18 protein-coding genes are annotated in these 24,122 nt (G+C 76.2%); 16 read left to right on the top strand and 2 right to left on the bottom strand.

From position 1 onward, the window contains the following. Positions 1-133 precede the first annotated feature (133 nt). The gene (locus tag ACFCLZ_RS17745; protein ID WP_380286202.1) at positions 134-952 is read right to left on the bottom strand and encodes an HAD family hydrolase; all 819 of its coding nucleotides are present in this window, start codon (positions 950-952) and stop codon (positions 134-136) included. An 830-nt stretch (positions 953-1,782) separates the two neighbouring features. On the opposite strand from ACFCLZ_RS17745, the gene ssd reads away from it, so the two are divergent. The 7 genes from ssd (at position 1,783) to ACFCLZ_RS17710 (ending at position 7,456) form a co-directional block, all read left to right on the top strand. Continuing rightward, positions 1,783-2,907, top strand: coding sequence for a septum site-determining protein Ssd (ssd, locus tag ACFCLZ_RS17740; RefSeq protein ID WP_380285883.1), 1,125 nt, complete (start codon positions 1,783-1,785; stop codon positions 2,905-2,907). Then, on the top strand, positions 2,907-4,250 hold the full coding sequence (locus ACFCLZ_RS17735) for a TadA family conjugal transfer-associated ATPase (protein WP_380285882.1): 1,344 nt from the start codon (positions 2,907-2,909) through the stop codon (positions 4,248-4,250). The genes ssd and ACFCLZ_RS17735 overlap by 1 nt, the downstream gene beginning before the upstream one ends. A 191-nt stretch (positions 4,251-4,441) precedes the next feature. Beyond that, positions 4,442-5,515, top strand: a complete 1,074-nt coding sequence (locus ACFCLZ_RS17730) for a type II secretion system F family protein (RefSeq protein WP_380286201.1) — start codon at positions 4,442-4,444, stop codon at positions 5,513-5,515. Beyond that, a complete protein-coding gene (locus tag ACFCLZ_RS17725; protein ID WP_380285880.1) occupies positions 5,512-6,318 on the top strand; it encodes a type II secretion system F family protein in 807 nt (268 codons plus the stop codon). Before ACFCLZ_RS17730 ends, ACFCLZ_RS17725 begins: the two co-directional genes overlap by 4 nt. Positions 6,319-6,355: 37 nt before the next feature. Then, positions 6,356-6,598, top strand: a complete 243-nt coding sequence (locus ACFCLZ_RS17720; protein ID WP_380285879.1) for a DUF4244 domain-containing protein — start codon at positions 6,356-6,358, stop codon at positions 6,596-6,598. Beyond that, positions 6,588-7,022, top strand: coding sequence for a TadE family type IV pilus minor pilin (locus ACFCLZ_RS17715; protein WP_380285877.1), 435 nt, complete (start codon positions 6,588-6,590; stop codon positions 7,020-7,022). Before ACFCLZ_RS17720 ends, ACFCLZ_RS17715 begins: the two co-directional genes overlap by 11 nt. Further along, positions 7,010-7,456, top strand: coding sequence for an Rv3654c family TadE-like protein (locus tag ACFCLZ_RS17710; RefSeq protein WP_380285876.1), 447 nt, complete (start codon positions 7,010-7,012; stop codon positions 7,454-7,456). The genes ACFCLZ_RS17715 and ACFCLZ_RS17710 overlap by 13 nt, the downstream gene beginning before the upstream one ends. On the opposite strand, the gene ACFCLZ_RS17705 is transcribed toward ACFCLZ_RS17710, so the two are convergent. After that, positions 7,451-10,012 (bottom strand): DEAD/DEAH box helicase, encoded by a 2,562-nt coding sequence (locus ACFCLZ_RS17705; protein WP_380285875.1) that lies wholly within the window; start codon positions 10,010-10,012, stop codon positions 7,451-7,453. The genes ACFCLZ_RS17710 and ACFCLZ_RS17705 overlap by 6 nt on opposite strands. Before the next feature lie 222 nt (positions 10,013-10,234). On the opposite strand from ACFCLZ_RS17705, the gene bldG reads away from it, so the two are divergent. The 9 genes from bldG (at position 10,235) to ACFCLZ_RS17660 (ending at position 24,084) form a co-directional block, all read left to right on the top strand. Continuing rightward, positions 10,235-10,576 (top strand): anti-sigma factor antagonist BldG, encoded by a 342-nt coding sequence (gene bldG / locus ACFCLZ_RS17700; protein ID WP_380226741.1) that lies wholly within the window; start codon positions 10,235-10,237, stop codon positions 10,574-10,576. A gap of 177 nt (positions 10,577-10,753) precedes the next feature. Further along, positions 10,754-11,173: an ATP-binding protein gene (locus ACFCLZ_RS17695; protein WP_380285874.1), complete on the top strand. Its 420-nt coding sequence runs from the start codon at positions 10,754-10,756 to the stop codon at positions 11,171-11,173. Positions 11,174-11,295: 122 nt separating this feature from the next. Further along, complete coding sequence (locus ACFCLZ_RS17690; RefSeq protein ID WP_380285873.1) at positions 11,296-12,006, top strand: small secreted protein; 711 nt, start codon at positions 11,296-11,298, stop codon at positions 12,004-12,006. A 146-nt stretch (positions 12,007-12,152) separates the two neighbouring features. After that, positions 12,153-13,685, top strand: a complete 1,533-nt coding sequence (locus ACFCLZ_RS17685; protein WP_380285872.1) for a methyltransferase — start codon at positions 12,153-12,155, stop codon at positions 13,683-13,685. Positions 13,686-13,859: 174 nt separating this feature from the next. Continuing rightward, positions 13,860-14,345 carry a DUF3592 domain-containing protein gene (locus ACFCLZ_RS17680; RefSeq protein ID WP_380285870.1) on the top strand — a complete coding sequence of 162 codons (486 nt, stop codon included), beginning with the start codon at positions 13,860-13,862 and terminating at the stop codon, positions 14,343-14,345. Positions 14,346-14,762: 417 nt separating this feature from the next. Continuing rightward, positions 14,763-17,636: a type I DNA topoisomerase gene (gene topA / locus ACFCLZ_RS17675; RefSeq protein ID WP_380285869.1), complete on the top strand. Its 2,874-nt coding sequence runs from the start codon at positions 14,763-14,765 to the stop codon at positions 17,634-17,636. A gap of 193 nt (positions 17,637-17,829) precedes the next feature. Further along, positions 17,830-21,258 (top strand): dTMP kinase, encoded by a 3,429-nt coding sequence (gene tmk / locus ACFCLZ_RS17670; protein WP_380285868.1) that lies wholly within the window; start codon positions 17,830-17,832, stop codon positions 21,256-21,258. A 216-nt stretch (positions 21,259-21,474) separates the two neighbouring features. Continuing rightward, positions 21,475-22,686: a DNA polymerase III subunit delta' gene (locus ACFCLZ_RS17665; protein WP_380285867.1), complete on the top strand. Its 1,212-nt coding sequence runs from the start codon at positions 21,475-21,477 to the stop codon at positions 22,684-22,686. Between the two features lie 222 nt (positions 22,687-22,908). Next, on the top strand, positions 22,909-24,084 hold the full coding sequence (locus ACFCLZ_RS17660) for a hypothetical protein (protein WP_380285865.1): 1,176 nt from the start codon (positions 22,909-22,911) through the stop codon (positions 24,082-24,084). Positions 24,085-24,122 lie beyond the last annotated feature (38 nt).

Here is a 24,122-nt window from a genome sequence, read left to right as displayed (position 1 = left end):
CGTTGTCGGTTTGACCTCTTCGGTCCTGACCGGGTCTCGCGGGCCGTGCTTCATTTGTATCGCGTTTCGGGCAAAAGGGGAACCCGAAAAGTCGCGTCTTCGGCTTTTGACCGTTTTGTCCAATGCTTCGCGGTCAGGCCGCCGGGCGGCGACGCCGGGCCGCGTACCAGATGACCCCGGCCGTCAGCGCGGCCGTGCCGACCGCCACCGCCGTCAGCACCGAGCGGCTCGGCGCCGAGAATTCCGGGAGCCGGCGCCGGAGTTCCACCGGCTTGTCGAAGACCAGCACCGGCCACTCGCGGGCCACCGCCTCCTTGCGCAGCGCCCGGTCCGGGTTGACCGCCGAGGGGTGGCCGACCGCCTCCAGCAGCGGCAGGTCCGTCGACGAGTCGCTGTAGGCGTAGCACTCGGCCAGGTCGTAGCCCTCGACCTCGGCCAACTCCCGGATCGCCGCGGCCTTGTTCTCGGCGTAGGCGTAGTACTCGATCTCGCCGGTGTAGCAGCCGTCCTCGATCTTCAGCCTGGTCGCGATCACGTGGTCCGCGCCGAGCAGCGCGCCGATCGGCTCGACCACCTCGGAGCCGGAGCTGCTGACGATGACCACGTCGCGGCCGGCCGCGTGGTGCTGCTCGATGAGCGAGGCGGCCTCGTCGTAGATGATCGGGTCGATCAGGTTGTGCAGGGTCTCGGCGACGATCTCGCGGACCTGCTGCACGTTCCAGCCCCGGGTCAGGGCGGAGAGGTACTCCCGCATCTTCTCCATCTGGTCGTGGTCCGCGCCGCCCACCAGGAAGACGAACTGGGCGTACGCACTTCGCAGGACGGCCCGACGGTTGATTAGGCCACCCTGGTAGAAGGGGCGGCTGAACGCGAGGGCGCTCGACTTGGCGATGATCGTCTTGTCGAGGTCGAAGAAGGCGGCGGTGCGCGGTCCGGCCGGGCGCGGCCGCACGGTCGGCGGGCGGGCTCCGGACGGGCCGGATCCGGCCGCTCCGGGGCGCGCGCCGGTCACGGCCGTCCCGTCGGGCCCGGGTGTCCCGTCGGCCCCGGCGGCTGCGGCGGTGGAGTCCGGGGACTCGTCGGCGTGTTCGTCGGCGTTCTCGGTGGTGTCCACGGGAACCGAGGATAGAGGGCGCCGCAAAACAGCCCGCCATTCGGCGTACTCGCGGGCGTGCGGGTTTGTGTTTCTGGCCGCTCGGGTACACCATGGAAGTCACGGATCGTTCGCGACCGTGCTAACCCGGTCCGGCTCCTCCCCCCCGAGTCGGGCCGTGGATAGACGACCCCCGCTCTCCCCCCCGGCGGGGGTCGTCGCACGTCCAGGGCCATTTTCAGGGCTTGAACGGCCCACCGTGAGGATCTGCCGGTGGGCTCGGGACGTCTACAGGGGGTGTCGGCGACCGGGGGTGGTTCCCCGTTTTCGTCACTCTCCGTAGAGAGTCCGTAGGGCATCGCCCATGGCCGGCCGCTGCCCCCGCGGCTTCGGGAATGAGCCCGGACCTGCCCCGGTGAGCGCGCGGTCCGCGCCGCGCTATCCGGCCGCGCCGCTATGCCGGTTCATCTCCGTGAGCCCGTTTCGTCAATTCTTTGTCCAATAGCCCCCCGTGTGGGTGAACGTTTTCGTCCACAGCCCACGAGTTGTCCACAGGCATTCGGAAGCAGTCGGCCGGAATCCGGATCACCGTCCACCGTGATGTCCGGCGGCGGTCGCCGGACCCGTGCTGCGGGTCCCGGCGACCGGCCGCCGGACCGACCGGACACCAGGACGACAGGGGAGCCGCCATGACGAAGCCCGTCACCGACCACGCCACCACCGGAGGGCCCGAGCCCGCGGGGCCGCTCGTCCTCACCGGGGACGACGGCCTGGCCGAGCAGCTGCTGCGGATCTGCGCGGCGGCCGGGACCGAGCCGCGGTTGATCCGGGGCGCTCCGCCGCCGCGCGAGCTCTGGGAGGGCGCGTCGCTGGTCCTGGTCGGAGACGACCGGTCCGGGCAGTGTGCCGGGCTGCCCCGCAGACCCGGGGTGCTGTTGCTCGGGACGGACCTCGACGACGCGGGCGTCTGGGTCAGGGCCGTCCAACTCGGCGCGGAGCACGTGCTGTTCCTGCCCGATGCCGAGGCCTGGCTGCTCGACCGCGTCGCCGACGCCGCCGAGGGGGTCGGCGCCCCGGCGCGTACCGTCGCCGTGCTCGGCGGGCGGGGCGGCGCGGGCGCCTCCACCCTGGCCTGCGCGCTCGCGGTCACCGCCGCGCGCCGGGGCCTGCGCACCGTGCTCGTCGACGGCGACCCGCTCGGCGGCGGGCTCGACATCCTGCTCGGCGGCGAGACGGCCGCGGGCCTGCGCTGGCCGGACCTCGCCGGATCCCGGGGCCGGGTGAACGGCGCGGAGCTGGCCCGGGCGCTGCCCGCGCTCAAGCGGCTCGGCACCCTGTCCTGCCTGTCCTGGGACCGCGGCGACACCCTCGCCGTGCCGCCCGAGGCCATGCGAAGCGTCCTGGCCGCCGCCCGCCGCCGGGGCGGCCTCGTGGTGGTCGACGTGCCCCGGCGACTGGATCCGGCGGCCGGGCAGGCGCTGGAGCAGTCCGACACGGCGCTGCTGGTGGTGCCGGCCGAACTGCGCGCGGTGGCCGCCGCCGACCGGGTGGCCGCGTCCGTCCGGATGCGGCTCGACGACGTGCGGGCGGTGGTGCGGTCGCCGGGGCCCCTCGGGCTCCCCGCGCACCGGGTCGCCCGTGGGCTGCGGATGCAGCTCGCAGGGGTGCTGGAGCCGGAGCCCGGCCTGGCCGTCGACCTCGAACAGGGCGTCCCGCCCGGGATCCGGGAGGGCGGGCCGCTCGCCCGCTTCTGCGGGGCGTTCCTGGACGAGGTGCTGCCGCCGGTGCCGGCGGTCGAGGGAGGTGTCTTCTGATGGTGCGTCTGCGCAGGATCGGCGACGGCCCGGGGGTCGACCGGGGCCGTGACGGGCCGAGCGGGCGGCGGGCGCTGCGGAGCGTCCCGGGCCCCGCGACCGCCCCGGCGGCCGTGGCCCGGGCCGGACCGAACCCCTACGGCAGGACGGCGCGGGAGGAGCGCGCCGCCGCGCTGGTGGACGCCGTCCGGCTGCGGCTGGCCGAGTCCGGGGTGCCGCCGACCGCCGGCTCGGTGGCGACCGCGCTGCGCGCCGCCAGGCCGCCGCTCGGCGGCGACGACGCCCTCGACACCGTGCGCTCGCTCTGCGCCGAACTGGTGGGTGCGGGCCCGCTGGACCGGCTGCTGGCGGCGCCCGACGTCACGGACGTCCTGGTCAACGGACCGGAGGAGATCTGGTTCGACCGGGGCGGCGGTCTGCACCGGGCCACCGGCGTCCGCTTCGCCGGCCCGGAGGCGGTGCGCCGGCTGGCCCACCGCCTCGCCACGGCGGCCGGGCGGCGGCTCGACGACGCGCGGCCCTGGGTGGACGCCCGGCTGCCGGACGGCACCCGGCTGCACGCCGTCCTGCCGCCGATCGCGGCCGGCTGCACCCACATCTCGCTGCGGGTGTGCCGCCCCCGGCCGTTCAGCCTCGACGAGCTGGTGGCCGGTGGTGCGCTCCCGTCGCGCGGCGGCGAGCTGCTGGCCGCCGTGGTGCGGGCCAGGCTCTCGCTGCTGGTCAGCGGGGGCACCGGCACGGGGAAGACCACGCTGCTCGCGGCGTTGCTCGGCCTGGTCGGTCCGGAGGAGCGGATCGTCGTCGCCGAGGACTCCGCCGAACTGCGGCCCGACCACCCGCACGTGGTGCGGCTCCAGGGCCGCCCGCCCAACCAGGAGGGGCTGGGCGAACTCACCCTTCGGGACCTGGTCCGCCAGGCGCTGCGGATGCGGCCCGACCGGCTGGTGATCGGGGAGGTGCGCGGTCCGGAGGTGGCCGATCTGCTCGCCGCCCTCAACACCGGCCACGAGGGCGGCACCGGGACGGTCCACGCCAACACGGCGGCGGACGTGCCGGTCCGGCTGGAGGCGCTCGGCTCGCTGGCCGGGCTGGACCGCCCGGCCCTGCACAGCCAACTCCGCGCCGCCCTCGACCTGGTGGTGCACCTGGTGCGCGAACCGGGCACCGGGCGTCGGCGCGTCGCCGAGATCCACACCCTGGACGGCGACCGGCGCGGACTCGCCGTCACCACCCCGGCGGTGACCTTCACGGCGGACGGCGCCACCGTCCCGGGCCCCGGCTGGGGGCGGCTGACCGGCCTGCTCGCCGCCCGGGGAGCCGGCGTCGAGGAGGACCCGCCGTGACGGCCGGGTGGGCGGAGGTGGCGTTCGCGCTGCTGATGGGCGGCTGTGCGGCGGGCGCCCTGCTGCTCCTCGGGCCGGGCGGTGGACCGCGGAGGCGAAGGGAGCGGGGCGGTGGCGGCCGGGGTGGTTGAGCGGGTGACGGCGGTGGCCCGGCCGGGTGGCCGGCGGGCCAGGTGGCATCGGTGGCGGCGATGAGGGAGGTGGTGTCCGTGGTGGTGGACGAGGTGGCGGTGTGGTGGGTGGTGGTGCTGTGCGGGGCCGCGGTGGCGGCGTGGTGCGGGCTGCAGCGGCAGGTGGCGGGCGTTCGTCGGGCCGGTGCGGTGCTGGCGGGCGACGCCGACGCCCGCGCCGGCGGTGGCGGCGATGTCGGCGGCGGGGTGGGCGGTGCGGCCTCGGCGGTCGCGCGGTGGTCCGGCGGGCTCTGGCGGCCCGTCCGGGGAGCTCCCGAACTGCTGCTCCTGCCCGGCGGGTTGGCGGCCGGGTGGGCGACGGGATCGCCCGTCCCGCTGCTGGCGGCCGTCCCGGCGGTCCTGCCCGTCCGGCGGTGGCGGCTGCGGCGCGCGACGGCTGCCGAGGCGCGGCTCCGGGCGGCCGCCGTGGTGGAGCTCTGCGCCGGACTGGCGGGCGAGTTGCGCGGCGGAGCGGTGCCCGAGCAGGCGCTGCACCTGGTGACCACACGGATCGCCGCCGATCCCGTGACACTGCGCCGGCTGGGGGCCGAGCCGGTCGCGCGGCTCGCCGCCGGCCGCTACGGCGCGGACGTGCCGGCCGCGTTCCGGCTGCTCGCCGAACTGCCGGGCGGAAGCGGGGCGGCGGCGGTCGCCGCCTGCTGGGAGGTCGCCTCCACCGGTGGGTCGGGTCTGGCGGCCGGGTTGGACGGGGTGGCCGAGGCCCTGCGGGTCGAGCGCGCCTTCGCGGAGGAGATCGCCGCCGAGCTGGCCGCGCCGCGCACCACGATCGCGGTCCTGGCGGCCCTGCCGCTCGCGGGGCTGCTGCTGGGCGCGGCCCTCGGGGCCAGGCCGCTGGAGGTGCTGCTCCACACGCCCGCCGGGCTGGCCTGCCTGGTGGCGGGCGCGGCCCTGGAGGCGCTGGGCCTGGCCTGGACCGCCCGGATCGTCCGGGCGGCCGCCGAGGGAGCCCTGGGCTCCGCCCCGGTGCGGGAGACCGAGCCGCCCCCGGAGGCGTGGAGGTGCGGGATCACCAGGACCCGTGCCCGGCCCGGTCGGCCGAGCGGGGCGTTCCGCCGGGAGGTGGGGTGCGGATGACCTGGCCGGCGGAGCGGGCCGTCGTGGCGGCCGGTGCGGGGGCGCTGCTGGTCGCGGTGGCCGGCGGTCCGGTCCTGAGCGGGTGGCGGGTACGGCGGCGGGCCGACGCCCTGCTGGACGCCGGGGATCCGCCCCGGACGGGGCGGGCCGATCGGTGGCCGGCGACGCGGGGGAGCCCCGTCCTCCCGGGGTGGCTGCGGCGGTCGGCGACGGCGGTGGCGGCGGGGCTCGGGGCGGCGGCCTTCCTCGGCGGACCGGGAGGCCTGGTGGCGGGCGGACTGCTGGCGGTCGGGCTGCACCGGTGGATGCCTCGGGCGAGGTCCCCGGCGGAGCGTCGGGCCGCGCTGGAGGAGGAGCGGCTGGTGCGGCAGCTGCCGCTGACCGCCGAGCTGTTGGCGGCCTGCCTCGGATCGGCGGCCTCACCGGCGGCGGCCGTGGCGGCGGTCGGCGCGAGCGTGGACGCCCCCATGGGTCCGCGGCTGCTGACGACCGCGGCGGAGCTGGCCCTGGGGTCGCCGCCGGAGGTCTGCTGGCACCGGCTCGGCGAGGCGTATCCGCCGTTGGCGCCGCTGGCCCGGTGCCTGGTGCGGACGAGCCTGAGCGGCGCCCCGGCGGCGGCGGCGCTCACCGGGCTCGCCGGCGGCCGGCGGGCCGAGGCCGTCCGGACGGCGCACGCCCGGGTCCGCCGCGCCGGGGTGCTCGCGACGGCGCCGCTCGGGCTGTGCTTTCTCCCGGCGTTCGTCCTGGTCGGGGTCGCCCCGGTGGTCATGGGGCTCACCAGCCGTTTCTCGCACGCGATGTGACACAACACCGAACCGACTCGATGCAAGGAGGCAAACCATGAACGTGGCGATCAAGCCCGTGGCCGTCGTCGCTCCCCGGGGGACGCGGCGGATCCGGCCCGTGATCCGGCGGCGGATCCGGGGCCGGGGCGGCTCGGACGCGGGGATGACGACCGCGGAGTACGCGGTCGGCACGCTCGGGGCGTGCGCGCTGGCGGCCGGGCTGTACAAGGTGGCGACCAGCGCGGCCGTGCTCGAAGCGCTCGCCGGAGCCCTGGACCGGGCGCTCCGTGTGGCCTGACCGACCGCTGCTGCGGCGACGGCTGGGGCGACGGCAGCGGGGACGGCGCGGGGACGGCGGGTTCGTCACCGCCGAGACCGCCGTCGCACTGCCGGCGCTGGTGCTGCTGGGGGTGCTGCTGGTCTGGGCCGTGCTCGCGGCCGCCGCCCAGCTGCGCTGTGTCGACGCGGCCCGGGTGGGAGCCAGGGCGGCCGCGCGCGGGGAGGCGGACGCCGCCGGGGTGGCGCGGGCGGCCGCGCCGGCCGGGGCGGCTGTCCTGGTCGCCCTGGAGCCGGACACCGTCCGGGTCACCGTGGACGCGCCCTACGGGGCGCCGGGGCGGTTCGCGGAGGTGCTCGCGGTCCGGCTGAGCGCCACCGCCGTCGCGGCCCGGGAGGACACCCTGCCGGGAGCGGAGGGAGGTGCGGGTTCGTGGCCGGGCTGAGGGGGCGTCGGGAGGACACGGGGTCGGCGACGGTGTGGTTGCTGGTCTGCGCGCTGCTCGGCTGCCTGGCGTGCACCGCCGCCCTCTCGGTGGGCGCGGTGGCCGGCGCCCGCCACCGGGCGGAGTCCGCCGCGGACCTGGCGGCGCTCGCGGCGGCGGACCGGCTGCTGCTGGACGCGGACGGCGGCTGCGGTCGAGCCGACGCCGTGGCGGCCGCGCAGGAGGCCACCGTGGTCTCCTGCGCGGTGGACCGGGCGGCGGACGCCGTCGAGGTGGTGGCGCAGGTGCCCGTCGCCGGGCTGAGCCCGCGGCTGCCGGTCGGTCCGGCCCGGGCGCGGGCCCGGGCCGGACCGATCAGGGCGCCGGTGGCGCCGGCGGACGAGGACGCACGGGCCGCGCTGGGCGGGGCCGGCCAGATCGGAGGCGGCTCATGAAGCTCCTGGTGAGCCCTCGCCGGTGGGCCCGCCCTCTTCCCGCTGCCCTTCCCGCTGCCCCTCCCGTTCGACCGCCCGGGCCGCCGCCTCGGCGCCCTCGGCCGCCTCGGCCGCCGCCCGGGCCGCCTCCGCCGGGTCCGCCGGGTCCGCCACGTGCGTCGGCGCGGCCTCTCCGGCTTCTCCGGCCCCTTCAGCCGGTCCGGCCGGTCCGGCTTCTCCGCCCCGGCCGGTCGGTCCGACGGGTGCGGGAGCGCCGGCGAGCAGCACGTCCAGCAGCCGGACGGCGGCCGCCTTGTCCAGCGGGTCGTTGCCGTTGCCGCACTTGGGCGACTGCACGCAGGACGGGCAGCCGCGCTCGCACTCGCAGGCGGCGATCGCCTCCCGGGTCGCGGTCAGCCACTGCTCGGCCCGCCGGAAGCCGCGTTCGGCGAAGCCCGCCCCGCCGGGGTGGCCGTCGTAGACGAACACGGTGGGCAGCCCGGTGTCGGGGTGCAGCGGCACCGAGACGCCGCCGATGTCCCAGCGGTCGCAGGTGGCGAAGAGCGGGAGCAGGCCGATCGAGGCGTGCTCGGCGGCGTGGGCGGCGCCGGGCAGCTGGTCGGGCGGGATGTCCGCGTCGAGCAGCTGGTCCTCGGTGACCGACCACCACACGGCCCGGGTGCGCAGGGTCCGGGGCGGCAGGTCGAGCTTGCTCTCGCCCATGATCTCGCCGGTGGAGATCCGCTTGCGGAGGTAGCCGACCACCTGGTTGACCACCTCCACCGAACCGAAACTGAGCCGGCCCTCGCCCCAGTCGACGGTGGTGTCGGTCGAGAGCACGGAAACGGAGGTGATGTCCCGCGCGGACGTCGTGTAGGGCGGGTCGGCGCGCTCGACCAGGGCGACCGAGTTGTCCAGGTCGAAGTCCTTGACGAGGTAGGTGCGGCCCTGGTGGAGGTGGACGGCGCCGGTGTGCACGGTGGTGTGGGCGGCGGAGGCGTCCACGGTGCCGAGGAGCCGGCCGGTCGGCGCCTCGACGATCTGCACCGGGCTGCCGCCGCTGCCCCGCAGGTCGACGGCGTCGGCGGCCCGCTCGCGGCGGGTCCAGTACCAGGCGTCGCCGCGCCGGCGGAGCAGCCCGCGCCGCTCCAGCACCGGCAGCAGCGGCGCGGCCGAGGGGCCGAACAGCTCCAGGTCGGAGTCGGTGAGCGGCAGCTCGGCGGCCGCCGCGCACAGGTGCGGGGCGAGGACGTGCGGGTTGTCCGGGTCGAGCACGGTGGCTTCGACCGGGGTGGCGAACAGCGCCTCCGGGTGGTGCACCAGGTAGGTGTCCAGCGGGTCGTCGCGGGCGATCAGGACGGCCAGCGCGCCCTGGGCCTCGCGGCCGGCCCGGCCGGCCTGCTGCCAGAGCGAGGCCCGGGTGCCCGGGTAGCCGGCCATCAGGACGGCGTCCAGGCCGGAGATGTCGACGCCGAGTTCGAGGGCGGAGGTGGAGGCGAGGCCGAGCAAGCGGCCGGAGTGCAGTTCGCGTTCCAGCGCACGGCGCTCGTCGGCGAGGTAGCCGCCGCGGTAGGCGGCGACCCGGTCGGCGAGCGGTCGGCCGAGCTGGTCCTGGGTCTGCAGGGCGACGAGTTCGGCGGCGCGCCGGGAGCGCACGAAGACGACGGTGCGCGTCTCCCGCTCGACCAGGTCGGTCAGCAGGTGGGCGGCCTCGGCGGTGGCGGTGCGGCGGACCGGCGCGCCGTGCTCGCCGACGTTCTCGGTGAGCGGCGGCTCCCAGAGCCCGAAGACCATCGGGCCGCGCGGGGAGCCGTCCTCGGTGACCGCCTCGGCGGGCAGGCCGGTGAGGCGGCGGGCGGTCACGGCCGGGTCGGCGGTGGTGGCGGAGGCGAGCAGGAAGACGGGCGAGGAGCCGTAGCGGGCGCAGATCCGCCGCAGCCGGCGCAGCACCTGGGCCACGTGCGAGCCGAAGACGCCGCGGTAGCCGTGGCACTCGTCGACCACGACGTAGCGCAGGGCCTTGAGGAAGGAGGACCAGCGGGCGTGCGCGGGCAGGATGCCGCGGTGCAGCATGTCCGGATTGGTGAGGACGTAGGAGGCGTACTGGCGGACCCACTCGCGCTCCTCGGGCGGGGTGTCGCCGTCGTAGAGGGCGGCCCGGACCCGGGGCGGGGCGAGTTGCGCGGCCCGGCGGCGCTGGTCGGCGGCGAGCGCCTTGGTCGGGGCGAGGTAGAGCGCGGTGGCGCCGCGGCCGTTGCGCGCCTCGGTGCCGTCCAGCAGGTCGGAGAGCACCGGGGCCAGGTAGCCGAGGGACTTGCCCGAGGCGGTCCCTGTGGCGATCACCACAGATTGACCGGATTTGGCCAGGTCCATAGCTTCCGCCTGATGGGCCCAGGGCTGCCGGACACCCGTGGCCCGGGCGGACTCCGCGATCTCGGGCCGGATCCAGTCGGGCCACGGCGCATAACGGGCGGGCCGGGCGGGAAGGTGCTCCGTATGGGTGAGCCGGTCCGACCGCCCTCGGGTGGTGGACAGGGTCGTGAGCAGTGCCTCGGGCAGGCTGTGACGCGGCGGCATGAGGACCCAGTGTGTCACCGGCGTGACGGAGAATCGTCCTAAGCCATCGTGCGGGCATGGCCGCAGGTGGTTGAATGTGGCCGTGACGGCCGTACGGCCGGGGGTCGCAGCGCTGAGGCTTGCCACGCACTGGCTGGGTGTGCCCGAAGCTCGCGACCATGCGATGGCGGCCGTCCGGCCGAGGATCGCAATGACGTAGCAAGGCAAGGTGCTGGAGGTTCCGTGGACCTGTCCCTGTCGACCCGTACAGTCGGCGACCGCACGGTCGTCGAGGTTGGCGGCGAGATCGATGTGTACACCGCCCCCAAGCTGCGCGAGCAGCTGGTCGAGCTCGTCAACGACGGCAGCTACCACCTCGTCGTCGACATGGAGGGCGTGGACTTCCTGGACTCCACCGGCCTCGGCGTGCTGGTGGGCGGTCTGAAGCGGGTGCGTGCCCACGAGGGCTCGCTGCGCCTGGTGTGCAACCAGGAGCGCATTCTGAAGATCTTCCGGATCACCGGCCTGACCAAGGTCTTCCCGATCCACAACTCGGTGGAGGACGCGGTCCAGGCGACCGACTGATCCGCAGGACCGACTGACCCGGCCGGGTCGGCCCTCGCCGGCCGACCCGCCCGATCCCTATGCGTCCGGGAGCCGGGGCCGCGCGCCCCGGCCCGTCCGGTCGCCCCGGGGCCGGTCGACACCGGCCCGCAGGGGCCGTGAGCCCGGCCCCGGTCGGAGCACCCCGAGGGGGAAGAGATGGCAACCGTCGAACTTCGATTCAGCGCGCTTCCCGAGCACGTGCGGACGGCCCGGCTGGTGGCCGCGGCAGTCGCCAGACGAGCGGGGGTCGACGAGTCGGTGCTCGACGAGGTGCGCCTCGCCGTCGGCGAGGCGTGCTCGCGCGCGGTCGGTCTGCACCGGCGCGGAGACGTCAAGGGCGCGGTGCGCGTCGCACTGATCGACCAGAAGAAGCGTTTCCTCATTGAGGTCGAGGACGAGGCCGGTCTCGACACCGTCCCGACCGCCGGCGCGGCGGACGGCGGCGAGCCGGACGAGGACGCCCTCGGTCTCGCGGTGCTCACCGGCCTGGTCGAGGACCTGGAGGTCACCGCCGGCGCCGGCGGCGGGCTGATCCGGATGAGCTGGCCGGCCTCGGTGGACGCCCTCACGCACTGAGCGTCGCGCGACGCCGCGCGGTGCGGCGGCAGGGCGGGAGGAGGCCCGGGCGGGAACCGGGAGTCGAACGGCGGACGTGTAGGTTCGCAGTTCGACGACCGAAACCGAAAGGGCTTCTCCCGGTGAACAAGCGACTGCTGGCCGTACCCGCGCTCGGGGCGCTGCTCGCGTTCGGCGCCGTCGGCTGCGGCGACGACAACAGCAAGCAGCTGGAGTCGTGGGCGACGAAGGTGTGCGGCGCGGCCAAGGACCCGATCGCCCAGGCGCAGACCGCGCTGGCGGACACCGGGCAGGTGAAGACCGGCGAGGTCCCGGCCGACCTCCAGAAGCGGCTCTCGGCGGACATCGGCCAGCTGGCCAAGACCAACCAGGACATCGCCGCGGCCATCGACGGGGCCGGCGCCCCCAAGGTGGACGACGGCGGGACCCTGCAGAAGGACACCGTCGCCGAGCTCAACAAGGCGGCCGACGGCTACCTCGACGTCCAGAAGAAGCTGTCCGAGCTCACCGTGGACGACCAGTCGAAGTTCGCCGACGGGCTGCGCAGCGTGGGCGACCAGATCCGGCAGCTGTCCGCGCTCTCCACGCAGGCGCAGGGCAAGCTGCAGCGCGGCGAGCTGGGCGCGGCGATGGCCAAGCAGGAGGGCTGCAAGCCGGGTTCGGCGGCCGCCGCTCCGACTGGCGGCTCGACGGACAGCCCGCCCGCCACGCCCACGGGAACGCCCACGGGCACGCCCGCCGCGGGCGCCACGGACGGCGCGAGCCCGGCGGCGAGCGACCCCGCCGCCGCCCCGGCACCGACGACCCCGGCCGCCGCCCCTTCGGCGAGCTGACCGACCGCACCCGCACTCGCACTCGCGCCACACCCGGACTCGCGCCGCGCCCGCACCCCCTCGGCCCCCGCCGAGGGGGTCGTCGGCGTCGGGAGGAACGGGCGGAGAGGGCGGGCGCGGGCGATCGCGCGGGGGACAATGGCGGGGTGACCAGTAGCCCCGTTCTCGACCCGACCCGCCTCGCCAAGCTGCGCGAGGCGCTGCTCGCCGCCTCGTACACCGCCGACGGCTGCCTGGACCTGCTCGGGCCCACCGGGTACGCGGCGCTGGCCCGCAGCGAGGCGGTCCCCGCGCTGCGCGCGACCCGCGGCGGCAGCCCGCTGGAGACGCTGGTGCGGCTCTTCCTGCTGCAGCAGCCCGTGCCGTACAAGGCGGCCGCCGCCGCGCTGCCGGTGGAGGACTGCCTGACCGACGGCTGGCTGCGCCCGGACGGCGAGCTGGTGCGCGCCACCGTGGACATCCGCCCGTACGCCGACGAGGTCGCCGGACTGCCGGGTGCGGACGCCTGGGTGGTCTCCGACCTGGGCTGCGCGGTCGGCGGCGCGGGCGGGATCGGCTCCGGCGAGACCGCGCACGGCGTGGCCCGCAAGGACCTGGTGCTCGGGGTGGGCGGCGCGTCCACCACGCTGGCCAACATCACGGTGCGCCGGCCGGTCCGCTCGGCGCTGGACCTCGGTTCCGGCTCGGGCGTGCAGGCGCTGCACGCCGCCCGACACGCCCGGCGGGTGACCGCCACCGACCTCAACGCGCGCGCGCTGCGCTTCACCGAGCTGACCCTGGCGCTGTCCGGCTTCGACAACACGGAGACCGCCGCCGGCAGCCTCTTCGAGCCGGTGGGGGAGCGGCGGTTCGACCTGATCGTCTCCAACCCGCCGTTCGTGATCTCGCCGGCCGGCCGGTTCACCTACCGGGACGGCGGGATGGCGGGGGACGACCTCTGCCGCAGCCTGGTCCGCTCGGCCGCCGCCCACCTGGAACCGGGCGGTTACTGCCAGCTGCTGGCGAACTGGCAGCACGTCAGGGGCGAGGACTGGCACGACCGGGTGGCCGGCTGGGTGGCCGGCACCGGGCTGGACGCCTGGGTCGTCCAGCGCGAGGTGCAGGACGCGGCCCAGTACGCGGAGCTCTGGCTGCGCGACGGCGGCGACCACCGCGGCCCCGGAGGCGACTACCAGGCCCGGTACGGGGAGTGGCTGGACGCCTTCGAAGCCGGCCGGGTCGAGGGCATCGGCTTCGGCTGGATCACCCTGCGGGCGAGCGGCGCCGCGCAGCCGACCGTCCGGGTGGAGGAGTGGCCGCACCCGGTGGAGCAGCCGCTCGGCCCGCACATCGAGGAGTGGTTCGACCGGCAGGACTTCCTGCGCACCCACGACGACGCGGGCCTGCTGGCGGCGCGGTACGTGCTGGCCGACGAGGTCGTCCAGGAGCAGGTGGGCGCGCCGGGGGCGGAGGACCCCGAGCATGTGATCCTGCGTCACAACCGGGGGATGCGCCGGGCCACCAAGGTGGACACGGTGGGCGCCGGCCTCGTCGGGGTCTGCGACGGGACGCTGTCGGCGGGCGAGATCGTCGACGCGATCGCGCAGCTGCTCGGCGAGGACCGGGTGGTGCTGCGGGACCGGGTGCCGGAGTCGCTGCGGCTGCTGACCGAGCAGGGGTTCATCCGGCCCGTGGGCTGAGTATCGGCGGGCTGGGCAGCGGTGGGCCGAGCGACGCCGGTTCACTGCCCGGCTCCCCCCGGTTCGTCGGTTGTTCGCCGAACATCTGCCCCTCGTTGGCCGTGGGCTGTGAGGCTCTGTCCACAGGCTGTGGACAGAGCTGGGGGCGGCTGGGTGGAAACGACGACGACGGCGGTGGGGGGCGCGGTATTCGCCCTCTTCGGCGGCGCACTCCTGCTCTGGTGCGCCGCCGAAGCGCGCGTGCGCCACCGGGTGCGCCGCCGAGGGCGGCCGGTCGTCGCGACGGTGGTCGCCGAGTCCGACGCGCACGGCGAGCTCGACAGCGCGCCCCTGCTCTCCTTCGCCACCGAGCCCGCAGCCCTCGGGCCCACAGCCCTCGGGCCCGCAGGAACGTACGGCGCCGGAGCGCGCGGGGTCCTGTCCGTCGACGCCTGCGAGCTGGTGCTGACCCGCCCGCGCGGTCACACCCCGCTGCGGCGCCCGCCCCGGCTCGTCCCGGGCACCTCCGTGCGGATCGCCTACGATCCCCGCCGCCCCGGCCTCGCCGTGCTCGCGCCGGAGGAGACCGGTCCGCGGGCCGTCGTCGCCGACCTGCTGTGGACGGCGCTGGGTCTCGGCTGCCTGGCCGCGGGGGCACTCCTGCTGCTCGTCGCCGGGTAGCCGCCCCGGCCAGGGGCCCGCGGTGGCCCCAGGCGGCCAGGAGCGGCCCAGGCAGCCCCAGACGTCTCCAGACGTCCCCAGGCGGCCCGGGGTGGCCCCGCGCCGACGGGATCCGGGGGTGGAAATTCCGTTGACAGATTTTGAAATCCGTCATTCCATCCTTCGAAACCCGCCGAAGCCCCCCTCCGCAGGGCGCGATGCGCCGCGCTCGGGTTACCGTTCGAGTGGCGTCGGTCGGCCTTGCCGGTGAAATTGCGGGATCCGTCCGTTTGACAAGGGTGGCCGGGGTACGGTCACACTCCGCTGGTGGGGTCGTCGTACAGCGGCAGCCCCGGGACGGTGGAGGGGTCGGGCGGAGCGCAGCCCGTGCTGCCAGCGCCGACCAGCTCACGTAACGACCGGGAGAGAAGAGCGAAGGTGTCCCCGAGCAGCGAGACCGCGCACGGACAGCGACTCGTCATTGTCGAGTCGCCGGCCAAGGCGAAGACGATCAAGGGCTACCTGGGCCCCGGCTACATCGTCGAGGCGAGCGTCGGGCACATTCGCGACCTCCCGAGCACGGCCGCCGAGGTCCCGGACAAGTACACCGGTGAGGTGCGGCGTCTCGGGGTGGACGTGGACCACGACTTCGCCCCGATCTACGTGGTCAACGCGGACAAGAAGTCCCAGGTCAGCAAGTTGAAGTCGCTGCTCGCGGAGTCCGACGAGCTCTTCCTCGCCACCGATGAGGACCGCGAGGGCGAGGCCATCGCGTGGCACCTCCAGCAGGTGCTCAAGCCCAAGGTGCCGGTGCACCGCATGGTGTTCCACGAGATCACCAAGACCGCGATCCAGGAGGCGGTGGCCAACCCGCGCGAGCTGAACCAGCGCCTGGTCGACGCCCAGGAGACCCGCCGCATCCTCGACCGCCTGTACGGCTTCGAGGTCTCGCCGGTGCTCTGGAAGAAGGTCATGCCCAAGCTGTCGGCCGGCCGCGTGCAGTCGGTCGCGACCCGGCTGGTCGTCGAGCGCGAGCGGGAGCGGATGGCGTTCCGCTCGGCCTCGTACTGGGACCTGGTCGGCACCTTCGGCACCGGCCGCGCCTCGGCCGACGCGGCCAACCCGGAGAGCTTCGGCGCCCGGCTGAGCACCGTCGACGGCAAGCGGATCGCCAGCGGCCGCGACTTCGGCCAGGACGGTCGGCTGAAGGCGGGCAGCGCCAACACCCTGCACCTCGACGAGCAGGCCGCCCGCGCGCTGGCCGCCGCCCTGGAGCAGACCGCCTTCGCGGTGCGCGGCGTCGAGTCCAAGCCCTACCGCCGCTCGCCGTACGCGCCGTTCCGCACCACCACGCTCCAGCAGGAGGCCAGCCGCAAGCTGGGCTTCGGCGCCAAGCGGACCATGCAGGTGGCCCAGAAGCTGTACGAGAACGGCTTCATCACCTATATGCGCACCGACTCCACCACGCTGTCGGAAACCGCCGTCTCCGCCGCCCGCGCCCAGGTCACCCAGTTGTACGGCGCCGACTACCTGCCGGACGCGCCGCGCACCTACGCCTCCAAGGTGAAGAACGCGCAGGAGGCGCACGAGGCGGTCCGCCCGTCCGGCGACCGCTTCCGCACCCCCGCCGAGACCGGCCTGAGCGGCGACGACTTCAGGCTCTACGAGCTGATCTGGATGCGCACCGTCGCCTCCCAGATGAAGGACGCGGTCGGCCAGTCGGTCACCGTCAAGGTGGGCGGCCGGTCCGCCGACGGCCGGGACGTCGAGTTCTCCGCCTCCGGCAAGATCATCACCTTCCACGGCTTCCTCAAGGCCTACGTCGAGGGCGCCGACGACCCGAACGCCGAGCTGGACGACCGTGAGCGCCGGCTGCCGCAGGTCGCCGAGGGCGACCCGCTGGCGGCCGAGCAGCTCACCCCCGAGGGCCACGCCACCAAGCCGCCGGCCCGCTACACCGAGGCCTCGCTGGTCAAGGAGCTGGAGGACCGGGAGATCGGCCGCCCCTCCACCTACGCCTCGATCATCGACACCATCATCGGCCGCCGGTACGTCTTCAAGAAGGGGACGGCGCTGGTGCCGTCGTTCCTCTCCTTCGCCGTGGTCAACCTGCTGGAGAAGCACTTCGGCCGGCTGGTCGACTACGACTTCACCGCGAAGATGGAGGACGACCTCGACCGGATCGCGGCCGGCGAGGCGCAGTCCGTGCCGTGGCTCAAGCGCTTCTACTTCGGCGAGGACGCCGGCGAGGGCGCGGCCGCGGGCGGCGCCGCCGAGGCCGGCAACGGCGACGGCGACCACCTGGGCGGCCTGAAGGAACTGGTCACCGACCTCGGCGCGATCGACGCCCGGGAGATCAGCTCCTTCCGGGTCAGCGACGACATCACCCTGCGGGTCGGCCGCTACGGCCCGTACGTGGAGCGCGCCTCCGAGGTCGAGGGCGAGCCCGGCCAGCGCGCCGACATCCCGGACGAGCTGCCGCCGGACGAGCTGACCGTCGAGCTGGCCGAGGAGCTGCTGGCCCGCCCCAGCGGCGACTACGAGCTCGGCCCGGACCCGGTCAGCGGCAACATGCTGGTCGCCAAGGACGGCCGCTACGGCCCGTACGTCACCGAGATCCTGCCCGAGGGCACGCCCAAGACCGGCAAGAACGCCGTCAAGCCGCGCACCGCCTCGCTGTTCAAGACGATGTCGCCGGACACCGTCACGCTGGACGAAGCGCTGAAGCTGCTCTCGCTGCCGCGCGTGGTCGGGGTCGACCCGGAGGGCGTGGAGATCACCGCGCAGAACGGCCGCTACGGCCCGTACCTGAAGCGCGGCACCGACTCCCGCTCGCTCACCGATGAGGACCAGCTCTTCACGGTCACGCTGGAGGAGGCGCTGGCGATCTACGCCCAGCCCAAGCAGCGCGGCCGGGCCGCGGCCGCGCCGCCGCTCAAGGAGCTGGGCACCGACCCGGTCAGCGAGCGCCCGGTGGTGGTCAAGGACGGCCGGTTCGGGCCGTACGTGACCGACGGCGAGACCAACGCCACGCTCCGCAAGGACGACGAGGTCGAGACCATCACCCCCGAGCGCGGCTACGAGCTGCTCGCCGAGAAGCGGGCGCGCGGGCCGGTGAAGAAGACGGCGAAGAAGGCCCCGGCGAAGAAGGCCGCGGCCAAGAAGACCGCGACCAAGACCGCCGCCAAGAAGACCACCACGGCGGCCAAGACGGCGGCGAAGAAGACCACCACCGCGAAGAAGGCCGCCACCAAGACGGCGGCGGCCAAGAAGACCGCGGCGAGCAAGACCGCCGCCACCGACGAGGGCTGACCCCCGGTCGGTCGCATCCGGGCCCGCGTCCGCCCTGGGCGGACGCGGGCCCGGACCGTTCGCCGGTCCGCCCCGGCGGGCCCGGGACCGGGCGTGACAGGGCCGTACGCGGATCGTCACAACCCGGCGGCGGTGCCCTTCCGGAGCTGCGCTCCCCTCTTTTGTGCCATGCCCCGACCGCTACGCTGACCGTATGACGAGCGAGGAGCAGCCCACCCCCAGCGCCGCGGCGGCCGCCGGCACCGGCACGCCCGACCGGCCGGAGACCGCGCCCGCCGGAACCGCGGGCGAGCGGATCCGGGCGCTGCTGCGGCTGCGCCCCTACCGGCGGCTGTGGACCACCCAGCTGATCGGCGGCACCGCCGACCGGCTCGGCCTGCTGGTGCTGCTGGCGCTCACCGTGATCGCCGCCGTGCTCAGCGGGCCGTTCGGCGACCCGCCGCGCAGCCTCGCCTTCGCCGTCGCCGCGGTCCTGGCCACCCGGTTGGCCGCCACCGGACTGGTCGGCGCCGCCCTGCTCGGCCCGGTGCACGGGCTGCTCAGCGGGAAGCTCGACCGGCGCTGGACGCTGTTCGGCGCCGACGCGCTGCGCGCCGTGCTGATCGGTCTCGCCCCCTGGTGGATCGTCTGGCTGGGCTCCGGCCCGAAGCCCTCCGGCGCCGCGACCTGGGTGCTGCTGGCCACCGTCTTCCTGACCGGCGCCGCCGAACGCGTCTGGGCGATCGCCAAGGCCGCCGCCGTTCCCGCGCTGCTGCCGCCCGCCGACGTGTACGCCCCGGCGGCCGAGCAGCGCCCGTCCGCCGCCGACCTGGCCACCGTCCGGACCCTGGACCACCGCACCGGCTGGGCCACCGTGCCGCTCGGCGCCGCCGCGCTGGTCGCGCTCACGCTGCTCAACAACGTCTTCGCCGCGCTCGGCTCGGACTGGCTGCGCGCCCACCAGACCACCTTCGCCGCGCTCGGGGCGGCCGCCCTGTTCGCGGTCTCGGCCGCCCGGGTCCACCTCCAGGAGCTGCCCGGCGGCCCCGTCCGGGTGCCGCCGGTCTCACCGCTGCGGGGCCTGCGCGCCCCGACCGACGCGACCCCCGGCCCGGCCCTGGCCAAGGGCCGCACCGGCTCCGCCCCCTACTTCACCTTCGCCGTCTCCGCCGGGTACGCCGCGATGGCCGGCGTCGCCGCGCTGGCCCTGCTGACCGCCGCCGAGCACAGCGCCGGGCCGATCGGCTACGGCCTGCTGGTGCTGGCCGCCGCCGGCGTCCCCGCGCTCGGCGTGCGGCTCACCCGGGCCGTCCTGCCCTCGCTCTCCCGCCGCCGGCTGCTCGCGCTCGCCCTGCTCACCGAGGGCGTCGCGCTGATCCTGGCCGGCCTGGTGCTGGACTTCGTGCTCGTCCTGCTGCTCACCGTGCTGGCCGCGCTGGCCGCCGGGGTGGTGATCTCCACCGGCCGCACCCTGCTCGCCCAGGAGGTCGAGGAGGTCCGGCTGCCCCAGGTCATCGAGCACCTGAACGCGGTGCTGCGGGCCGTGGTCGGCGCCGCGCTGGTCGGCGTCCCGCTGATCGCCGCGGCCTACGGGGACGTCGAGTACGGCACGGTCGAGCCCGGCTCGTTCACCTTCATCCACGGCGGCGCGGCCCTCGCGGTCGCCACCGCCGGACTGCTCACCCTGGTGCTCGCCGCCGTCGTGCTGCTGCGCACCGACGACCGGCGCGGCACCGTGCCGTTCGGCCGGGACCTGGTCGACGCGGTGCGCGGCGCCACCGGCCCGGCCCCGCACCGGGCGGGCACCGGCTTCTTCATCGCCCTGGAGGGCGGCGACGGCGCCGGCAAGTCCACCCAGGCCCAGGCGCTCGCCGAGTGGATCCGCGGCAAGGGCCACGAGGTCGTGCTCACCCGCGAGCCCGGCGGCAGCCCGGTCGGCCAGCGGCTGCGCGGGCTCGTCCTGGACGTCGGCAACACCGGCCTCTCGCACCGCGCCGAGGCCCTGATCTACGCGGCCGACCGGGCCGAGCACGTCGAGAACGTGATCCGCCCGGCGCTGGCCCGCGGCGCGGTGGTCATCACCGACCGGTACATGGACTCCTCCATCGCCTACCAGGGTGCGGGCCGCGACCTGGCCGCCACCGAGGTCGCCCGGATCTCGCGCTGGGCGACCGGCGGGCTGATGCCCGACCTGACCGTCGTCCTGGACGTCGACCCGACCCGGGCCCGGGAGCGGTTCACCGAGGCGCTGGACCGGCTGGAGTCCGAGCCGACCGAGTTCCACCAGCGGGTCCGCTCCGGCTTCCTGGCGCTCGCCGCCGCCGACGCGGCGCGCTACCTCGTCGTCGACGGCAGCCAGGCCCCCGGCGTCGTCACGACCGCGATCCGCCACCGGCTCGACCGCGAGCTGCCGCTCTCCGAGCAGGAGAAGGCCGCCCGCGCCGAGCAGGAGCGGAAGGCGGCCGAGGAGGCGCGGCGCCGGGCCGAGGAGGAGGCTCGCAAGCGCGCCGAGGAGGAGGCCGCCGAGCGCAAGCGCCAGGAGGTGCTGGCGCAGCTGCGGGCCGAGCAGGCCGAGAAGGAGCGGCTGGCCAAGGAGGAGGCCGAGCGGGCCGCCGCCGAGGCCGCGCGCAAGGCCGCCGAGGAGGCCCGGAAGAAGGCCGAGGAGGAGGCCCGCCGCCGGGCGGAGGAGGAAGCGAAGCGGCGCGCCGAGGAAGAGGCGCGCCGGGCCGTCGAGGAGGCCGAGCGCAAGCGGCTCGCCGAGGAGGCGGCCGCCCGGGCGGAGCTCCAGCGGCAGCGCGAGCTGGCGCGCGAGGAGCAGCGGCGCCGGGCGGAGGAGGCGCTGCAGCGGGCCGAGGAGGCCCGGCTGGCGCAGGCCGCCGCGCTGGCGGCGGCTGCGGCGGCGGCCGCCGAGGCGGCGGAGCGCGCGGGTGCCGGGGGAGCGGGCGCGCCGGACGACGCGGCGACCACCGAGCTGCGGGCCGTGCGGGACAGCGGCCCGACGGACCCGCGGACCGGGCCCGGGAACGACGCGACGCAGGAGCTCTCGCTGCGCGGCCGGGGCGCCGGTGCGGCGGACCTCACGGCGACGGCGAAGCTGCCGGTGGTGCCGTCCTCACCGGCCGGGCCGTCGGCCGACGAGACGGCCGTGCTGCCGCGGATCCCGGCGGAGGAGTCCGACCGGACGGCGGTGCTGCCCCGGATCGAGCCGGGTGCCCCGGCCGACCAGGGGGCCCCGGCCCTCCGGCGGGGCGTGCGGCCGGTCGCGGAGGAGCGCCCGGTGGAGCGCACCCGCGAGCTTCCGGTGATCGACCCGCGGCAGGGCGCGCCCGCCGACGACCCGCGGCCGCGCCCGGACTGGGCGGAGGAGACCCCGCTGGACGACCTGCCGAGCCTGACCGACACCCTGCTCGGCTCGCGCGAGGAGTGGGCCCGCTGGGACCAGGACGACCGCCCCCGTCGGGGTGGCGCCGGCGGCCAGGGCCGCCAGGACGGCCGGTCCGGCGAAGGCGGCCAGGGGGATCAGGGCGGCCAGGGCGGCCTGGGAGGTCAGGAGGGCCGGGGCGGGCGGCCCGGCCCGGGTGGCAAGGACGGCGGCAAGGACGGCGGCCAGGGCAAGGGCCGTCGCTGGGGCCGCCGGGGCTGACCGCACCGCGGCCGGAACCTGCCTGGTCCCCGTCCCGGTCCCGGCCCGGGCCCCGGTCGGCCGGGTTCCCGCAGGGCCCGGGCCCGTCGTAGCGGCCACGTATGCTCGACGGCGGGAGCGGGAGAGGCGGCCGTGGCGGCGTGCCCGGCCGGTTCCGGTTCCCGCCGCCGCCGGTACGGGCGGGGCGGCAGGTCCGTAGCGAGCTTGGGAGCAGCAGTGGCCGTCTGGGACGACCTGGTGGGCCAGGAACGGGTGGTCGAGCAGCTGACCGCCGCCGCCCGGGCGGCCGGGGCGATCGTCGGTGCCGGCCGCGGCGCCGAGCCGCAGGCCGGCGGCAACGCCTCGCTGATGACGCACGCCTGGCTGTTCACCGGGCCGCCGGGGGCCGGCCAGACCACCGCCGCCCGTGCCTTCGCCGCCGCGCTCCAGTGCACCAGCCCCGACCTCGCGCTCGGCGGCACGCCCGGCTGCGGCTTCTGCGACGGCTGCCACACCGTCCTCGCGGGCAGCCACGCCGACGTGAAGTACGTCCGCAGCGACGGCCTGTCCATCGGCGTCGGCGACATGCGCGACCTCGTGCTGCGCGCCTCCAGCTACCCGACCGGCGGCCGCTGGTCGGTGATCCTGGTCGACGCCGCCCACCGGCTCACCGAGGCCGCCGCCAACGCGCTGCTCAAGGGCGTGGAGGAGCCGTCCCCGCGCACCGTCTGGCTGCTCTGCGCCCCCTCGGTGCAGGACGTGCTGCCGACCATCCGCTCCCGCTGCCGCCTGCTGGTGCTGCGCACCCCGGCCGCCGAGGCGGTCGCCGACATGCTGGTGCGGCGCGACGGCGTCGAGCCGCACACCGCCCGGCTCGCCGCGCTGGCCGGCCAGGGCGACGTCGAGCGCGCGCGCCGGCTGGCCGTCGACGAGCAGGTCCGGACCCGCCGCACCGACGTGCTGCGGATCCCGCTGGAAGTCGGCGACATCGGCGGCTGCCTGGCCGCCGCCCAGCGCCTGGTCGACACCGCCAAGGCCGACGCCGAGGCGCTCGCCGAGACCCAGGACGCCAAGGAGACCGACGATCTCAAGGCCGCGTACGGCGCGGCCGAGGGCAGCAAGGCGCCGCGCGGCATGGCCGGAGCGGTCAAGGAACTGGAGAAGCGGCAGAAGAGCCGGGCCACCCGGACCCGCCGCGAGACCCTCGGCGTCGCCCTGCTCGACCTGCTCGGCTTCTACCGGGACGTCCTCGCGCTCCAGCTCGGCTCGACCGGCGCGCTGGCCAACGAGGACCAGCGGCAGGCGCTGGACCGGATCGCCCAGGCCGGTCCGCCGGAGTCCACGCTGCGCCGGATCGAGGCGGTGCTCGCCTGCCGGCAGGCGCTGGACCGCAACGTCGACCCGCTGCTCGCCGTCGAGGCGATGACCGTGGCGCTGCGCGCGGGCTGAGCCGCCGGTGCGGTGCGGGCGGGGCGCCGGTTCGGCCCGCCGCCCCGTGCGGCGTCCCACCTTCGAGTGAACGTGCGTTACGCGCCGGGCACACGCGTGTGCGAAGCCCGGATCGTCTTGCACGCTGGGGGCCGACTGCGCCCCACCGCCGGGGCCGTCGCGTCCCCGTAACGGTGCCGGGCCCGACCGGTCGGCCGGCCCTCCTTCGAGGTGGTGCGTCCCATGGTCCGTTCGCTTCTGCTCGTTCCTCTGCTGGCCGCCGCCGGAGGCGGGGTCTGGTTGGCCCGCGGCGCGCTGCTGCGCTGGCGCGACCTGCGGGCCGCGGAGACGTACGAACTGGCCGGGGAGCAGCGGCCGATGCTGCTGCGGGCGGCCGGGGCGATGGTCTGCGGGGTCTGCGTCACCGTGCTGACGCTGTTGACGGTGCTGGGCACGTTCGGCGTGCTGGGCGGCGGTGGCGGGGCCGACGGTTCGGCCGGTTCGTTCGCCGACCGGTTCGACGGCATGGAAGCCGGGGCCGCCGGTCTCGGCGGCAACTGGCAGGCCGCTCCGCCGGTCGGGCCCGCGGACGCCGTCGCGGCGTCCGCCCCGGCCGAGGCCGCCGCGGCCGTGCCGGCGCCGTCCCCGGCGCCGGTCGTCAGCCGGTTCGACAGCGTCGGCCACCCGGGTGGCGGCGAGCTGCTGCAGTCCGCCGTCCCCGGCCCGGACGGCCGCCCGCGCAACGTCCGGGTCTGGCTGCCCGCCCAGTACGCCAAGGACCCGAACGCCCGCTTCCCGGTCGTCGTGATGCACGCCGCCACCCCCCGGAAGACCGCCGACGCCGAGGTCCCGGACGTCTTCGAGGGCCTCGCCTCCGCCGTGCAGAGCGCCCGGTCCAAGCCGTTCATCCTGGTCGCCCCCGAAGCGCCGAACGGCACCGCGCACCCCTGTGAGCTGGTCGCCGCCGCCCCGATGGCCGTCGCCGACGATGCCGCGCTGCGCACCACCATCGCGGCCACCTTCCGCACCCTGCCGCCCGGTCCGGCGGCCTGGGGCACGCTCGGGGTCGAGGACGGCGCGCCCTGCGCCGCGGCCGCCGGCCTCGCCCGCCCGGACCTCTACGGCGCGGCGGCGGCGGTCTCCGGGCGGTACGACGCGGCCGCGCTCGTCCGCACCGGCGCCGAGGCGCCCGCCACCGGGACCCCGCGGCTGCTGCTCGCCGCAGGGAAGGCCGACACCGCCGGGCTGGACGCCGCCCGCAAGCTCCAGTCGGCGCTGCGCGGCGGCACCGGCGCCGCCGCTCGCGCCGAGGTGCGGATCTCGGACAACGCGACGGACTACTCGGCGGACCGGATCCGGCTGCGGCTGGTCCGGCAGGCGGCGCAGTACCTCGGCGACGCGCTCGGCAAGGCGTCCTGAGCCCGCCGGTGCGCGGCACTACGCTTCCGGTACCCCGG

This window comes from Kitasatospora purpeofusca, assembly GCF_042691725.1.
GTDB lineage: Bacteria > Actinomycetota > Actinomycetes > Streptomycetales > Streptomycetaceae > Kitasatospora > Kitasatospora purpeofusca_B.
This window is presented reverse-complemented; position numbering and strand designations above follow the sequence as displayed.

Excerpts from the sequence above, each read along its gene's own strand:
- ssd (WP_380285883.1), top strand. The coding sequence starts at position 1,783 with ATGACGAAGCCCGTCACCGACCACGCCACCACCGGAGGGCCCGAGCCC.
- ACFCLZ_RS17735 (WP_380285882.1), top strand. The coding sequence starts at position 2,907 with ATGGTGCGTCTGCGCAGGATCGGCGACGGCCCGGGGGTCGACCGGGGC.
- ACFCLZ_RS17730 (WP_380286201.1), top strand. The coding sequence starts at position 4,442 with ATGAGGGAGGTGGTGTCCGTGGTGGTGGACGAGGTGGCGGTGTGGTGG.
- ACFCLZ_RS17725 (WP_380285880.1), top strand. The coding sequence starts at position 5,512 with ATGACCTGGCCGGCGGAGCGGGCCGTCGTGGCGGCCGGTGCGGGGGCG.
- ACFCLZ_RS17720 (WP_380285879.1), top strand. The coding sequence starts at position 6,356 with ATGAACGTGGCGATCAAGCCCGTGGCCGTCGTCGCTCCCCGGGGGACG.
- ACFCLZ_RS17705 (WP_380285875.1), bottom strand. The coding sequence starts at position 10,012 with ATGCCGCCGCGTCACAGCCTGCCCGAGGCACTGCTCACGACCCTGTCC.
- ACFCLZ_RS17695 (WP_380285874.1), top strand. The coding sequence starts at position 10,754 with ATGGCAACCGTCGAACTTCGATTCAGCGCGCTTCCCGAGCACGTGCGG.
- tmk (WP_380285868.1), top strand. The coding sequence starts at position 17,830 with ATGACGAGCGAGGAGCAGCCCACCCCCAGCGCCGCGGCGGCCGCCGGC.
- ACFCLZ_RS17660 (WP_380285865.1), top strand. The coding sequence starts at position 22,909 with ATGGTCCGTTCGCTTCTGCTCGTTCCTCTGCTGGCCGCCGCCGGAGGC.